The 16,150-nt window shown below is 63.7% G+C and carries 10 protein-coding genes; 9 read left to right on the forward strand and 1 reads right to left on the reverse strand.

What is annotated here, in order from left to right:
• The first annotated feature begins 6 nt into the window (after positions 1 to 6).
• From AB5Y80_RS06505 to tldD, 9 genes are all read left to right on the forward strand, one after another.
• A complete protein-coding gene (locus tag AB5Y80_RS06505; protein ID WP_368172686.1) occupies positions 7 to 4,365 on the forward strand; it encodes a DUF6701 domain-containing protein in 4,359 nt (1,452 codons plus the stop codon).
• A 216-nt stretch (positions 4,366 to 4,581) separates the two neighbouring features.
• The gene (locus tag AB5Y80_RS06510) at positions 4,582 to 5,622 is read left to right on the forward strand and encodes a rod shape-determining protein (RefSeq protein WP_005308111.1); all 1,041 of its coding nucleotides are present in this window, start codon (positions 4,582 to 4,584) and stop codon (positions 5,620 to 5,622) included.
• A 41-nt stretch (positions 5,623 to 5,663) separates the two neighbouring features.
• A complete protein-coding gene (gene mreC / locus AB5Y80_RS06515; protein WP_029313545.1) occupies positions 5,664 to 6,572 on the forward strand; it encodes a rod shape-determining protein MreC in 909 nt (302 codons plus the stop codon).
• Entirely contained in the window at positions 6,572 to 7,057 is a 486-nt protein-coding gene (mreD, locus tag AB5Y80_RS06520; protein ID WP_010672635.1) for a rod shape-determining protein MreD, read from the forward strand. Before mreC ends, mreD begins: the two co-directional genes overlap by 1 nt.
• A 52-nt stretch (positions 7,058 to 7,109) precedes the next feature.
• Positions 7,110 to 7,697, forward strand: a complete 588-nt coding sequence (locus AB5Y80_RS06525) for a nucleoside triphosphate pyrophosphatase (RefSeq protein ID WP_010672636.1) — start codon at positions 7,110 to 7,112, stop codon at positions 7,695 to 7,697.
• 79 nt (positions 7,698 to 7,776) lie between these two features.
• On the forward strand, positions 7,777 to 9,246 hold the full coding sequence (gene rng / locus AB5Y80_RS06530) for a ribonuclease G (protein WP_010672637.1): 1,470 nt from the start codon (positions 7,777 to 7,779) through the stop codon (positions 9,244 to 9,246).
• Positions 9,247 to 13,146: a YhdP family protein gene (locus AB5Y80_RS06535; protein WP_368172687.1), complete on the forward strand. Its 3,900-nt coding sequence runs from the start codon at positions 9,247 to 9,249 to the stop codon at positions 13,144 to 13,146.
• 252 nt (positions 13,147 to 13,398) lie between these two features.
• On the forward strand, positions 13,399 to 14,205 hold the full coding sequence (locus AB5Y80_RS06540) for a carbon-nitrogen hydrolase family protein (protein WP_201922236.1): 807 nt from the start codon (positions 13,399 to 13,401) through the stop codon (positions 14,203 to 14,205).
• A gap of 57 nt (positions 14,206 to 14,262) precedes the next feature.
• Positions 14,263 to 15,711, forward strand: coding sequence for a metalloprotease TldD (gene tldD / locus AB5Y80_RS06545; RefSeq protein WP_183149210.1), 1,449 nt, complete (start codon positions 14,263 to 14,265; stop codon positions 15,709 to 15,711).
• Between the two features lie 103 nt (positions 15,712 to 15,814).
• On the opposite strand, the gene AB5Y80_RS06550 is transcribed toward tldD, so the two are convergent.
• Positions 15,815 to 16,018: a hypothetical protein gene (locus AB5Y80_RS06550; RefSeq protein WP_041212219.1), complete on the reverse strand. Its 204-nt coding sequence runs from the start codon at positions 16,016 to 16,018 to the stop codon at positions 15,815 to 15,817.
• Positions 16,019 to 16,150 lie beyond the last annotated feature (132 nt).

A 16,150-nucleotide genomic window follows, 5' to 3' on the forward strand; every position in this document is an offset into this window, starting at 1 on the left:
GACCCCATGAAGTCCAGCCAGCCTCTTCGCGGCGCCCTGTTGTGGATCTTGCTGGGATCCACCTCGGTGCAGGCCGCCAGCCAGTGTACCGAAGCCTTCCTTTTCCCGGTGCAGAGCCACGCCTCCCCCGGCGTGCTGAGCATGAACAATGAAAGCAAGATCATCAGCACCACTGTGGGGGCCAGTTACCCCTTCCTGACCAAAAACATCCAGCCCAACGCCAACTGCAACAGCGGTGGTTTCTGGAACAACGGCACCTGGGTCTCCAATTGCAACGTCAGCGGCACCCTTGCCAGTGTGCTCAAGGATGTGACCTTCATCAGCGATCCCGACGCGTTTCCGGCCAACCCGGGGGGCTTCCCCTCCTACAGCGGGAAAAATGATCTCGCTTGCGACGGGACCACCTCTCCTGCTGCCGGTGACTACAAGAACGCCTCGTGGGGGGGCAACAGCTGCGTGGCGACCCTGAAATCGGGCCAGACCTATCGCTTCGATACCTTGTCTATCAGCGAAGGGGCGATGATCAACCTCAACGGTGCGACCGTCTATGCCCAGAAGATGACCATCAAGAATGGTTACAACAGTGGCGTCACCGGGTCGGGAGACCTTCATGTGAACGATCTGACGGTGACTGGTCAGGGCAAGCTCAATGACGCCAGGGTCACCGTCTACAGCACCCTTGAGGTCTCGGGCAATGGCAATACCGGGACCGCCGTCTTCCAGCCGCACTACCTGGACAAGGTCACCATGGAGGTCTCTACCAGTGGCCAGAGCGTGCTCATGGGGGCAGGGGACTGGTTCATCAAAAGCCTGGGGATGAAGAGCAACAGTGCCATGACCTTCCAGGGACAGAGCTCCCTCGCCGTCTATGGGCTAAAGATGGAAAACGAGAGCCGGATCTCCGCTGCAGGGAGTCGCAGCGATCTGACGCTTCTGCTTCACCAGACCCTGGAGGTGAGCGGCAACGGCACCATCAACGGGTATCTGCAGGCCCGCTACCTCAAGACGTTCAAACACCAGAGCACCTCCAACATCAATTTCTACTTTCGTGGCGGCAACCACTGGATAGACAAGATGGAGCTCGGCCAGAACGACAAGCTGATCTTTGACAGCGGCAGTGCCGCGAGGTTGTACATCAAGAGCGATCTGGCCCTGAGCGACCAGATGGAGGTCAATGCGGGGGGCAAGGCCAACGACCTGATGATGTATCACTTCGGCAAGGTCACCATGAGCGGCAACACCAAACTCAACGCCATTCTCTATGTGAACGCCGGGGATCTGGCCATGAGTGGCCAGGCCGTGCTGACCGGTGCCGTGTCGGCGGTGAACGTCTCCATGACCAACAACAGCAAGGTGATCCACGAGCCCTTCAACGGCGACTGGCCGGGCATGTGTGAAGACCCACTGACCTGTTTCAGCGACGACTTCTCCGCCAGCACCCTTGGCAGCGACTGGGTGGTGGCTCAACGCAATGGCAGCACCTTGCCCTCTTTGCAAAACGGTCGCCTGCGGCTGACCCAGAATACGACCAACCAGGCCACCTCTGCGACCTTCCAGCGCCTCTTCCCGGGGGCCAGCAATCTGGTGACTATCGAGTTCGATCAGTATGCCTACAAGACCTCCGGCTCGAGCGGGGCGGACGGGATGGCGGTGGTGCTCTCCGATGCGACGATCACGCCCCAGCCCGGCGCCTTCGGTGGCCCGCTGGGTTATGGCTTCAAGACCGGGATCAGCGGTTTTGCCGGTGGCTGGATGGGGGTCGGTATCGACGAATACGGCAACTATGCCAACGAGGGGGGCTCCTATAATCCCGGGTCTCGTCCTCAGGCCGTTTCCATTCGTGGCTCCGGTGCCAGTTCGGGGACCTCGGGCTATCGCTATCTGGCGGGAACGGCGAGCAACCTGAGCCCGGCAGTGGACAGCGGAACCAATGGCAACCGCCCCCATCGTTACCGCATCACCATTGACTCGCGCACTGCCGGCAGTTCACTTGCGTCGGTTGAGCGGAACACGGGCTCGGGCTACACCATGCTGGTGGGGCCCATCAATATGGTGAACCAGACGGGGCAGGCGGCGGTGCCCGCCAACTTCCTGCTGTCGCTCACCGGCTCCACCGGTTCTGTGACGAACTACCATGAGCTCGACAACGTCCGGATCTGCGCCCTCAAATCCAATCCGGTGGGCACCCAGATCGATCACTTCGAGTTCGATCACTCCGGTCAGGCCCTGACCTGCAACCCGGAGACCCTCGTCATACGGGCCTGCGCCAACGCCAGTTGCAGCCAACTGTTCACGGACCCGGTGAGTGCCATCCTGACCCCCCTCAAGAATGGCAGCAACGGCTGGATAGCCGACAGCCAGGTGAGCTACAACGGCAACACGGCCACCGTCAATTTCAGCGGCGGCACGACCACCTTGCAGCTACGCAACAATCTGGCGACGGCCATCACAGTGGGGGTGAGCGGCTCGACGCCGTCCACCAAACCCCTGAGCACCACCCTGTGCCGCGCCGGCAGTGGTGCCCTGAGCGCCGCCGCCTGTACCTTGAGCTTCGCCGACAGCGGCTTCCTGTTCAATGTGCCGGATACCCTGGCCAACAGGCCCCAAGATGTAGTGATCAGTGCCGTCAAAAAGGACAATGCGACCCAGCAGTGTGTCCCCGGTTTTACCGGTGAGCGTTCGGTCGGCTTCTGGGGAACGTATGTCACCCCGAATGACAATTCTGCCGGGAGTCAGATGGCGATAGATGGCAAGACGATTTCGACTTATGCCGCCAATGTAGTCTCGCCAGCGGCGACAACCCTCAATTTGACCTTCGATGGTCAAGGCAAGGCGACGTTGAAGAGTGTTCGCTATCCGGATGCAGGCCAGATGCGGCTTAATGCCCGCCACGATGGCAGCGGTGATACCGCAGGGCTGGTGATGACAGGGTCGGATCTGTTCGTCAGCCGCCCGGTGGGGCTCTGCATCACGCCCACCCAGGGGGCCTGCGCGGCAGGTGATATCACCTGCCCTGTGTTCAAGAGGACGGGAGACAGCTTCTCGCTCAATATCCAGGCCATGGCGTGGCAGAGCGACAGCGATAGGGATATCTGCACCGGCAATGGCACCACCCCCAACTTCGTGTTGTCCGACATCGCCCTGACCAGCGAGCTGGTGGCCCCTCAGGGGGGCGTGGCCGCCCAGGTCACTCCGACCAAGTACAGCCACGTTGCAGCCAGTGCCGGCCTCAATACCCCCGCCCTCAGTCTCAACGAGGTCGGGGTCTTCAGGATCAAGGCGACGCCACCGGTGGCAACGTCGCCAGAGGGAAGCACAGTATCAACGGGCTATTTCGGTTACACCATCCCTCCCGCCACCAGCGTACCGTTGGGGCGCTTCGTACCCTGGGACTTCAACATGACGAGCGGCACCGTCACCCCGGCCTGCGGTGGTTTCAGCTATATGAGCCAGCCATTCGGGATACAGACGGTGGTGGAGGCGCGCAACAAGGAAGGGAGTGTCACGAGGAACTACCGTGATGCCTTTGCCAGGGGGGCCCTCACCCTGGTGGCCGCCAACAATCAGGACGGGGTGGACAGATCCAATCGGCTGGCGCCGCTGGCCGCCAGCTGGACCGAAGGAACAGGCAAGCAGTCAGGTCAAACCCGCTTTATGCGGCTGCGCGAACTGACCCCTAGCCTGACCGCACCGGAAGAGCCCTTGCCGCTCCTGCGACTAGGGCTCAGAGTGACGGACGGTGAGACTCCTGAGACCAGCTTCCTCAGCGGTCGGAACATGAATCCAGCCGTCAGTGGCACTTGCCAGAGCGGGGTGAACTGCACCGCCAAACAGCTCTCCATTCCGAAGGGATCGGACGATACCATGATCGCCTACTACGGCCGGCTGCTCGCCAGCACCCGTCAGGGGGTAGATAGCGCCCCGCTGGCGCTGCCCCTGCAGGTGCAATATTTCGAAGGGGGCCTGTGGCGAGCCAATTCGCAAGATAGGCGAGACAATTCGCAAGATATCTGTACCCAGATCTCCCTGGCGGGAGGTGGTATCGTCTTTACCGATGCGGAGCAACGCTATGACGCCGCGACGGGGGATCTGATCCTCAAAGACGGTACCCGCATTCGCCTTGGTCTCGGCAATGTGGCTCCGGGCGGTACTCAGGTCGGTTTCGACGCAGGCGAGACCCGGTTCCACTTCGCGCCGCCCAATCAGGCGGTGCGCATTCCCTATCGGATCGTGCTGGAGCAACAGCCATCCCAACCCGTCTGGTTGGCGGATCCCGCCACGACGGGTCATCTGCAGGGGGAGGCAATTTTTGGTCGGGATCGGGGCAATGATCGGATTATTTATCGCCGCGAAGTGATGCCCTGACACCCGGGCTGACACGGGGAGATAGACGCATTGCTGTACAGTGGCGTCTTATCTCCTTGTTTCGTAGTGTTTGTCGGCCTGAGCGGGTGAGTGATGACTCGCATTTTTGTCGCGCCTGATTGATTGGCGACAGTTTGAGCGCTTGCCCATTGGGGTGGGCATTGGTAAAGTTAGCCGGTTTTCTGCACCTCCAAATTCTTAGGATTTCCCGTAGCCATGTTCAAAAAGCTCAGAGGCGTCTTTTCCAACGATCTGTCGATCGACTTGGGAACTGCCAACACCCTGATCTATGTAAAAGATCAAGGGATCGTCCTTAACGAACCCTCAGTTGTCGCCATTCGCCAAGAGCGCGGGAACGCCAAATCGGTCGCTGCTGTCGGTCATGCCGCCAAGCAGATGCTGGGTCGTACCCCTGGTAACATCTCCGCCATTCGCCCGATGAAAGACGGCGTGATCGCCGATTTCTACGTGACCGAGAAGATGCTGCAGCACTTCATCAAACAGGTTCACGACAACAACTATTTCCGCCCCAGCCCGCGCGTGCTGGTGTGCGTACCCTGCGGCTCCACCCAGGTGGAACGTCGCGCCATCAAGGAATCCGCTCTGGGCGCCGGCGCCCGCGAGGTTTACCTGATCGATGAACCCATGGCTGCCGCCATCGGTGCCGGCCTGCCGGTCTCCGAAGCGACCGGTTCCATGGTGGTGGACATCGGTGGCGGTACCACCGAAGTGGCCATCATCTCCCTGAACGGCGTGGTCTACTCCCAGTCCGTCCGTATCGGTGGCGACAAGTTCGACGAAGCCATCATCAGCTACGTCCGTCGCAACTACGGCAGCCTGATCGGGGAAGCCACCGCCGAGCGCATCAAGCACGAGATCGGCTCCGCCTATCCGGGCGAAGAGGTGCGCGAGATCGAAGTGCGCGGTCGCAACCTGGCCGAGGGTGTGCCCCGCAGCTTCACCCTGAACTCCAACGAGATCCTGGAAGCGCTGCAAGAGCCGCTCTCCGGCATCGTCTCCGCCGTCATGGTGGCCCTGGAGCAATCCCCGCCCGAGCTGGCGTCCGACATCTCCGAGCGCGGCATGGTGCTGACCGGTGGTGGTGCCCTGCTCAAGGACATCGACCGTCTGCTGATGGAAGAGACCGGCATCCCGGTCGTCGTGGCTGAAGATCCCCTCACCTGTGTCGCCCGTGGCGGTGGCAAGGCGCTGGAGCTGATCGATATGCACGGTGGCGATCTGTTCCACTACGAATAAGACCCAAAGCCGGCCGAGCGCCGGCTCTTTTTTGACGACTCATGAAACCCATCTTCGGTAGAGGCCCTTCGCTTCAGTTACGGTTGTTTCTCGCCGTCATCATCTCCGTCGCTGCCATCGTCGCGGATTCCCGCTTCGGTGTGTTCAGCCATGTCCGCGTTTATCTGAGCTCCCTGGTGAGCCCGCTGCAATACATCGCCAACGCCCCCGGCACCCTGCTCGACACCATGTCGACCCAGGTGCAGACCCGCGCCGATCTCATCGAGCAGACCAAGCAGCAGGAGCAGCAACTGTTCACCCTGCGCTCGCGCCTGCTCAAGATGGATCAGCTGGAGCACGAGAACCAGCGTCTGCGCGAGCTGCTGGGGTCGCCGGTACACAAGGAGTCCCGCAAGATGGTGGCCGAGCTGCTGTCGGTGGATTCCGACCCCTTCAGCCATCAGGTGCTGATCAACAAGGGGGCGCTGGATGGCGTCTACAACGGCCAGCCGGTGATCAACGATCAGGGGGTGGTCGGTCAGGTGCTCCACGTGGGCTCTACCACCAGTCGCGTCCTGCTCATCACCGACTCCAGCCACGGCATCCCGGTGCGGGTGCTGCGCAACGACTTGCGTGCCATCGCCTCCGGCAGCGGCGAGCTGGACAAGCTGGAGCTGCGCAACCTGCCCCGCAACACCGACGTCCAGGTCGGCGATCTGCTGGTCACCTCGGGCCTGGGCGGCCGCTTCCCGGAAGGTTATCCGGTGGCGACCGTGACCCGCTCCGACTACGTGGAGGGCAAGCCCTTCGCCCAGATCGAGGCCAAGCCGCTGGTGGCGCTGGATCGTCTGCGCTACCTGCTGCTGCTGTGGACCGACAAGAAACCGGAAGTACACGACAAGGATGCCCTTGAGCCTGCGGCGAGCGCCTCAGCGGCCACGGCAACCTCGGCGGCGGGGGCGACGCGCTGATGCTGCAACCCGCCAGCGGCAGGATCTGGATCTGGTGTTCGATCCTGCTGGCCCTGTGCCTCTCCATCCTGCCGCTTCCCTTTCAATTCGAACCCTTCCGTCCGGACTGGCTCGCCATGGTGCTCATCTACTGGGCGCTGGCGCTGCCGCACCGGACCAACGTCGGCACCGCCTGGGTGGCGGGCCTGCTGCTGGACGTGCTGCTCGGCAGCACCCTCGGCGTGCGGGCCATGGCCATGGCCATCACCACCTACCTGGCGGCCTTCCAGTTCCAGAAGATCCGCAACTTCTCCCTCTGGCAGCAGGCGCTGATCATCGGTCTGCTCTCCCTGGTGGGGAAGATCACCGTGTTCTGGGCGGAGCATCTGTTCAGCCGGGCCAGCCTCAACTTCGCCTACTTTTGGTCGACGTTGACGACGATGTTAATATGGCCCTGGATTTTTATGGTCTTGCGCAAGGTGCGGCGTCGCTTCAATATCAAGTGAATGTGAATAAAAACAACGCATTGTAACTGCGCATCGTCTCATTGAGTGAAGTATGAACAAGCACAACGAACTGCAACTCTATCTCGCCTCGGGCTCCCCCCGCCGGCACGAGCTTCTGACCCGCCTGGGCTACCGTTTCGAGGTCCTCAAGCTGGATGTGCCGGAGCTGCGCAACGACGGTGAGAAGCCCCAGGATTACGTCTGCCGGCTGGCCCGCGACAAGGCGATGGCCGGTGTGGCCGCGGCGCCCACGGCGCTGCCTGTGCTGGGGGCCGACACCATAGTGGTGCTGGGGGAGCGGGTGCTGGAGAAACCCTCCGACCTGCTGGACGCCAAGGACATGCTGGAAGCCCTCTCCGGGCGGGTACACCAGGTGATGACGGCGGTGGCCCTGGCCACCCCGGAGCGGTGCGATGTGCGACTGGTCACCACCAACGTGGCGTTTCGCAAGCTGGACGAGGCAGAGATCGAAGCCTACTGGCGCACCGGCGAGCCGTGCGACAAGGCGGGCGCCTATGCTATCCAGGGCATTGCCGGCAAATTCGTCAGTCGCCTCGAGGGGAGCTACAGTGCCGTGGTCGGCCTGCCCCTGCTGGAGACGGACCTGTTGATCAAGCAGCACCTCGAGCAGACCCGGTAATCCTCTCGTCAGCAGTGCGCTGCTGAGTTACCCGTTGTTCGTCGTGCCAGAATTCAAAACTAGAAAGGCAAGGTAACTTATGTCGGTAGAACTGCTGGTAAACGTCACCCCCTCCGAAACCCGGGTCGCCCTGGTCGAGAACGGTCTGCTGCAGGAAGTGCATGTGGAGCGTCAGGCCAAGCGCGGCATCGTGGGCAACATCTACAAGGGCAAGATCAGCCGCGTGCTGCCCGGCATGCAGGCCGCCTTCGTCGACATCGGCATGGACAAGGCCGCCTTCCTGCACGCCTCCGACATAGTGCCCCATACCGAGTGCGTGGCGATCAAGGAGAAGGAGCAGTTCCAGGCCGGCAACATCGCCGAACTGGTGCGCCAGGGGCAGGACATCATGGTACAGGTGGTCAAAGACCCGCTCGGTACCAAGGGGGCCCGCCTCACCACCGACATCACCTTGCCATCCCGTTATCTGGTGTTCATGCCGGGCAGTGCCCACGTGGGGGTCTCCCAGCGCATCGAATCCGAGGCGGAGCGCGAGCGCCTCAAGCGCACCGTGGCCGGCTATGTGGACGAACTGGGTGGCTACATCATCCGCACCGCCGCCGAAGGGGTGGGGGAGCAGGAGCTGGAACAGGACGCCGCCTTCTTGAAGCGCCTGTGGCGCAAGATCCTCGAGCGCAAGCAGAAGTATCCCCCCTGCAAGATCCTCTACGAGGATCCCAGCCTGGCATTCAGGGTGGTGCGTGACTTCGTCGGTGCCGAGCTCGACAAGATCCGGGTCGACTCGCGCCAGAGCTTCGATCAGCTCAAGCGCTTCACCGAGGAGTACGTGCCCGAGCTGGCCAACAAGCTGGAGTACTACACCGGCGAGTCGCCGATCTTCGATCTCTACGACGTGGAGAACGAGATCCAGCGGGCCCTGGAGCGCAAGGTGGAGCTGAAATCCGGCGGCTACCTCATCATCGATCAGACCGAAGCCATGACCACGGTGGACATCAACACCGGGGCCTTCGTCGGCCATCGCAATCTGGAAGAGACCATCTTCAACACCAACGTCGAGGCCACCGCCGCCATCGCCCGTCACCTGCGCCTGCGCAACCTCGGCGGCATCATCATCATCGACTTCATCGACATGCAGTCCGAGGATCACCGTCGCCGGGTGCTGCACAGCCTGGAGCTGGCGCTGGCCAAGGACAGGGCCAAGACCAACGTCAACGGTTTCTCCCAGCTCGGGCTGGTGGAGATGACCCGCAAGCGCACCCGGGAGAGCCTGGAGCACGTGCTCTGCGCCGAGTGCCCCGAGTGCAAGGGGCGCGGCCGGGTCAAGACGGTGGAGTCGGTCTGCTTCGAGATCCTGCGGGAGATCATCCGGGTCAACCGCGCCTACGACGCGGATCAGTTCACCGTCTATGCGGCTCCTTCGGTGGCCGATTACCTGCGGGGGGAGGAGTCCCACAGTCTGGCGGAGCTGGAAGTCTTCATCGGCAAGCAGGTCAGGGTGGTCTCCGAGCCGCTCTGTGGGCAGGAACAGTTCGATGTGGTGATGATGTAATTGGTCTATCGCTGGCTGAGTCGGGGCTGGTTGGCCCTCGGAGTCTTCTTCGTGCTGCTGGCCATTCTGGTCAGCGTGGTACGACTGGGCGGCCCCTTGCTCAACCAGCACCGGGCGGCCGTGATAGGGACCCTGCTCGGAGAGAGTCAGCTCGAGGTGAGCGTGGATCACGTCGGGCTGGAGTGGACTCCCCGCGGCCCGGCCATCGGGCTGGAAGGACTGGCCATCGCCCCCGATTCGGGGCGTTTCTCCCTGCGCCTTGGCAAGGTGTGGGCCCACCTCGACTTCTGGCGCTCCCTCAACGAACTCAGACCGGTGTTTGGCCAGCTGATCCTGAGCGACGGCAACATCGCGCTGGACATGACCCAGCCCGCCACCCCCGTCAGCGGGAAGAGCGCGAACCAGCAGGAGGCCCTGCTGCGCTTCCTGCTGACCCAGCTCTCCACCTTCGACATTCACGACACTCGCCTGAGCCTCACCACGGCACTGGGGGAGGTGCGCGCCCTCGACATCGCCCAGTTGCGCTGGCAGAACCGCGGCAAGCGGCATCAGGGGGTCGGCAAGGCCTATCTCATCAACGGGGTGGGGGAGAGCACCCTGGACCTCATCATCGATGTGGATGCCCCCGAGGTGCGGCTCGACCGCCTCAAGGGCCAGCTCTATCTGGGGGCCCGGGAGCTGGACATCAGCCCCATGCTGGCCAGGATCCACGCCGGCGCGCCGCCGGTGAGCGGCCAGCTCGACTTCCAGCTCTGGAGCGAGTTCGAGAAGGGCAGGCTCGGCAACTCCCTGCTGGCCTTTGGCAACAACCACCTGATCTGGAAGGACGAGATCAAGGGGGAGCCGCATCGCCTCGACCTGCAGGGAGGTAAGATCCAGCTGCGCCGGGACGGCGAGGCGTGGCAGCTCGCCAGCCACGACGTCACCTTCAAGCTCGATGGCGCCACCTGGCTGCACAGCCGCCTTCAGCTCGAGCGCATCGGCTCGCGCATTCAGGGCTATGTACCCGCCATCGATCTCGACCAGATTGCCAACCTGAGCCAGCTGGTCTCCGGCCTCTATCCCGAGCTGACCGAGACCCTCAAACGCACCCGGCCAAGAGGCCAGTTGCAGGAGCTGGTCCTGCAAGCCGACGAGGACTGGCAGGGGCTCTCTTTGCAGGGGCAACTGCGCGGCTTCGGGACCCGGGCCTGGCACGATGTGCCCGGTCTGCAAAAGCTGGACGGTGACTTCTGGCTGACCCCGAACGGGGGGCGTGCCCGCCTGACCCTGGGCAAGGGCAAGGTGGATCCGGCCCGCCACTTCAAGGAACCCATCCCGGTGGACAGCCTGAGTGCGGCCCTCGACTGGTGGCGGGCGCCCCAAGGCTGGGTGCTCTATGGCCAGGACATTGCCCTGGACAACCCGGATCTGCGCCTCGCCAGCCGGTTTCGCCTCGAGCTGTACGAGCACCCCTTCCTTGCTCTGACCGGGCGCATCGACGTCAAGAACGCGGCCCATGCGGATCGCTACTACCCCCTGGCGGTGATGGATGAGGGGCTGGTGAGCTACCTGAGCGGCGCCATCAAGGGGGGCAAGGCCAAGGGTGCAGACTTGCTCTGGTACGGCGAATTCCGTGACTTCCCCTACGACAACGGCAAGGGCGTCTTCCAGGTGGCGGTGCCGCTGCAACAGGCCACCTACGAGTTTTTCCCGGGCTGGCAGCCGCTGACCGACCTGCAGATCGATCTGCTGTTCCAGAACGCCAGCCTCGACATGAACAGCCGCGCCACCCAGCTCGGCAAGGCCAGCTCCGACTCGGTGCATGCCTGGATCCCGGACCTCTATCCGGGTGCTCACCTCTACGTGGATGCCAGGGTTGAGGGCGAGGGCAAGGCCATCAGCGACTATTTGCAGGACTCGCCGCTGGGGGGAACCGTCGGTCAGGCGCTGCGGGAGGTGGAGATCCGCGGCCCCATGAAGGGCACGGTGAAGCTCGACATACCGCTGGATGGCGAGGGGGAGGTCAAGGCCAGCGGGGAAGCCAGCTTCAAGGACAACAAGGTGAGGATCGCCTCCCTGGATCTGCCCCTCGACGGGGTCGCAGGGACGCTCGAGTATGACAACGAGCAGACTCGCATTCACAACCTCAAGGCCAGCCTGTGGAACCAGCCGCTGACCCTGGATTATCAGGGGCGGCAACTGCCCCACGGCTATCAGGCCGACCTCAAGTTCCAGGGGCAGTGGGACAGCCGCCGCCAGCGCCGGGACATACCGGCCCTCGAGATGCTCCAGGGGCGCAGCAACTGGTCCGGTACCCTGGGGCTGACCCTGCCCGAGAACAAGGCGTTCAGCTTCCAGCTGGCGCTGGACTCCAACCTGCAGGGCATGGGGCTGGATCTGCCCGTGCCCCTGACCAAGGCGGCGGGTACCCGGCTGCCCCTCAAGGTGACGGCCCGTGGGCGGGATGGCAGCGCCGACATCCGCGCCGTGCTGGGGGCGGACATCGACATGCAGAGCCGCCTGGTGTACGGCGACGGCGTGCCCTATCTCAGCCGGGTGCGGGTCAATATCGGCCAGCCCGGGGCGCGGGTGATGCAGGACAAGCCCATGCTGCTCGCCATCAACCAGCAGCAGGCGGACGTAGCCGGCTGGCTGGCACGTCTCAAGCAGTGGCTGCCTGCTGGCACGGCGCCGAGTGACAATGCGGTGGTGGGTCCCGCTTTCTTGCCCCAGGAGTGGTGGGTAGATGGCCAACTGGCCCGTGCCGACATCGGCAGCGCCAGCCTCAAGGCGGTGCACTTCACCCTGGGGCCGGTGAACCAGGCCACCGAGGTGATGATCGACAGCCCCGACGTGATGGGGGTGGTGCGGGTGCCGGTGGCCGACGGACGCCCCATCGATGCCAAGTTTGCCCGCATCTACTGGTCCGGCAAGGGGACCGATCTCAGCCCGGATCCCGATGAGCGCCAGGACAGGGCCATCATGAATGCCATTCCCTGGCTCACCTTCAGTTGCGTGGATTGCCGCTTCGGCGAGCTGCCCCTGGGTGAGGTGAAGGGGGAACTGCTGCCCGGGGCCAACCGGCTGGATCTCAAGGGGCTGGAGATGCGCCTGGCGGGCAGCACCCTGCGCGGCAGCGCCGAGTGGCTGGCCCGTGGCAGCCAGATGCAGACCCGTGCCAGGGTGAACCTCGAGACCCGCAACAGCGAGCTGCTGCTCAAGCGGCTTGGCTACACCTCGCCCATCGGGGATGCCCCGGGCAAGCTGGCTCTGGATCTGAACTGGCGTGACGTGCCCTACCGCCTGAGCCTGCCGACTCTGGCGGGCAGCGCCGACTACCAACTGGAGGGAGGCACCCTGCGGGAGGTCAACGACAAGGGGGCCCGACTGCTCTCCCTGCTGAGCCTCGACTCCCTGATGCGCAAGCTGCGCCTCGATTTTCGCGACGTCTTCGACAAGGGCTTCTATTTCGAGTCCATGTCCGCCTCCGCCAAGGTCCATCAGGGGGTGGTGGAGAACAACGACTTCTACATGAAGGGGGCGGCGGGCAACCTGCGAGGCAAGGGCATCGCGGATCTGGTGCGCTGGCGGCTCGACTTTGATCTGAGCTTCTCCCCGAACCTGGGGGGCACCCTGCCCGTGGTGGCGGCCTTCTCTCTGACCCCCATCACCGGGCTCTATGTGCTGGCCCTCTCCAAGCTGCTGGAGCCCGTGGTGGACGTGGTGACCCGTATCGATTTTCGGGTCTCCGGCCCGCTGGACGCCCCCAGGCTGGTGGAGGCGGGGCGGGATCGCGCCCGCATCAAGCTCAACCAGCAGCAGAAGGAGGCGGTGGATGCGGTGGCGCCCGGCCTGCCCGCCAAGGAGGTCACCCCCTTCCTGCTCAATCCCAAGCATCAGGGCTCGGGTCAGCGCTGAGGGTCAGCGCCGGGCTGGGGGACTTTCCCCCGGCCGCCAAACCCCTCATAGTGCAGATATTGCCCCGCGAGCCGAGGAGGCCTCCTGTCACCGGTCACCGGCTCGCCCAACAGAAGAGTGCGGATATTGCCCTGCGAGCCGAGAAGGCCTTCTGTCACCGGTCACCGGCTCGCCCAACAGAAGAGTGCGGATATTGCCCCGCGAGCTGAGAAGGCCTTGTGCCACCGGCTCGCCCAACAGAAGGAGCGCGTCATGTGGCTAGCCGCCATGCAGTTGATTTCGGGTCGTACCTGGCAGGATAACCGGGAGCGGATCGCCGCCGAGCTGGCGAGTCTGCCCGGGGAGCGCCCCTTGCTGGTGCTGCTGCCGGAAAACTTCGCCCTCTTTGGCGAGCGGCAGGGGTATCTGGACGGGGCAGAGCCATTGGGAAATGGCCCAATCCAGCAGCAACTCTCTGATTGGGCCAAATCCCACGGCATCTGGCTGGTGGCCGGGGCCATGCCCACCGCCATCGCCGGTGCCGACCACATCCACACCAGCACCCTGGTGTTCAATCCCGACGGCGAGCTCAAGGGGCACTACCACAAGATCCACCTGTTCGACGTGGACGTGGCGGACAATCACGGCCGCTACCGGGAGTCGGAGACCTTCAGCCCGGGTGATCAGCCTGTGCTGGTGGACTCCCCCTTTGGTCCCCTCGGCCTCTCTATCTGTTATGATCTGCGCTTTCCCGAGCTGTACCGCCAGTTGGCCCGGGCCGGTGCCCGGGTGCTGCTGGTGCCTGCCGCCTTTACCGCCGTCACCGGCGAGGCGCACTGGGAGCCCCTGCTGCGGGCCCGTGCCATCGAGAACCAGTGCTACGTGGTGGCCGCCAACCAGGGGGGCACCCACGAGACGGGGCGCCAGACCTGGGGCCACAGCATGGTGATCGACCCCTGGGGCCGGGTGCTGGCCTGTCGGGCGTCGGGGCAGGGCACCGTGCTGGCGCCGCTGGATGGGGCCCTGATCGATGAATTGAAACGCACCATGCCGGTGCTGCAACACGCCCGCCTGCTGTGAGCCCGCGGCCGTGGATTTAACCGTTACGACATCTCGCATGAGAGTGGAGAGAAAGATTTGAGTCTATTGAGCCAGGTTAGTGCCTCCCTGTTGGCCCCGAACGATCTCGACGAAGGGCGGCTGCAACAGCTGCTCGGCAGCCTGATGAGCCATCAGGTGGAGTTCGGCGACCTCTATTTCCAGCGCAGCTGGCACGAGTCCTGGATGCTGGAGGACGGCATCGTCAAGGATGGCAGCTACAACATCGATCAGGGGGTGGGGGTGCGCGCCGTCAGCGGCGAGAAGACCGGTTTCGCCTACTCGGACGAGCTGAGCCTGCTGGCGCTGCAACAGTCGGTGACTGCCGCTCGCGGCATCGCCGCCGCCGGTGCGCACGGCAAGGTAAAAACATGGGCTCGCACCGAAGCAAACCTGCTCTACCCGGCGCTGGATCCCCTGCAGACCCTCGACAAGCAGCAGAAAATTGCCCTGCTGGAGCAGATGGACAAGTTCGCCAGAAGTCTGGATCCCGCCATCAATCAGGTGATGGCCTCCATCAGCGGGGTCTATGAAGAGATCCTGGTGGCCGCTACCGATGGCACCCTGGCCGCCGACGTGCGCCCCCTGGTGCGCCTCTCGGTGACCGTCATCGCCGAGAAGGGGGATCGCCGTGAGCGCGGCAGCGCGGGGGGCGGTGGCCGCTTCGGTTACGACCATTTCCTCGAGCTGGACGGGCTCGAGAGCCGGGCGTTTGGCTATGTGCGCGAAGCGGTACGCCAGGCGCTGGTCAACCTGGAGGCCATCGACGCCCCGGCCGGCACCATGCCGGTGGTGCTCGGTGCCGGCTGGCCCGGTGTGCTGCTGCACGAGGCGGTGGGTCACGGTCTGGAGGGGGACTTCAACCGCAAGGGCTCCTCCGCCTTTGCCGGGCGCATCGGCGAGCAGGTGGCTTCCAAACACTGCACCATCGTCGATGACGGCACCCTGCCGGGTCGGCGCGGCTCCGTCTCCATCGACGACGAGGGGACGCCGGGCGGTTACAACGTGCTGATCGAGAACGGCATCCTCAAGGGTTACCTGCAGGACAAGCAGAATGCCCGCCTGATGGGGGTGCCGCTCACCGGCAATGGCCGCCGCGAATCCTACGCCGCCCTGCCGATGCCGCGCATGACCAACACCTACATGCTGGCGGGTCAGTACGATCCGGCCGAGATCATCGCCTCGGTGAAGAAGGGGATCTATGCCCCCAACTTCGGTGGCGGCCAGGTGGACATCACCTCCGGCAAGTTCGTCTTCTCCGCCTCCGAGGCCTACCTGATCGAGGATGGCAGGATCACCGCGCCCATCAAGGGGGCGACCCTGATCGGCAACGGCCCCGAGGCGATGAGCCAGGTTTCCATGGTGGGCCGTGATCTCGCGCTGGATCGCGGGGTCGGGGTCTGTGGCAAGGAGGGGCAGAGCGTGCCGGTCGGCGTCGGCCAGCCCACCCTCAAGCTGGATCAGCTCACCGTGGGCGGCACCCAGTAAGGTCACACACCTTTGTAAACCCCGGCCCGGCGCCGGGGTTTTTATTGGAACGCGCAAGCAATAAAAAGCCCCGGCAGGCGCCGGGGCTGGGAAAGGGGTCGGGTCAGTTGACCGAAATGGCGCGGGCGTCGATGAAGAAGCGGGCGTGGCCGTGGTCATCCACCCTTATCTGGGCGAGCAGGCGATCCTTTCGCTTGAACTCCCATCCTGTCTTGATCCGGGTCAGCGCGGGGCTGGCGGCACCGACCACGTTCAGATACTCATGAAACAGGCTGTAGCTTCCAATCTCGGTCAGCATCTTTTCCATTTGCATATCTCCTCAAGTGATGGGGTCAGCACATGCCACGCTAGCGGCAACCTTCTGAACCCTGCCTGTACAAAAACCAGACTACCCCATCAAGATGAAGGCAATATGATCAGGCGCAAGATCAGGAGGGAT

Origin of the sequence: Aeromonas sp. R2-1, assembly GCF_040908425.1 — a bacterium.
Lineage (GTDB): Bacteria > Pseudomonadota > Gammaproteobacteria > Enterobacterales > Aeromonadaceae > Aeromonas > Aeromonas caviae.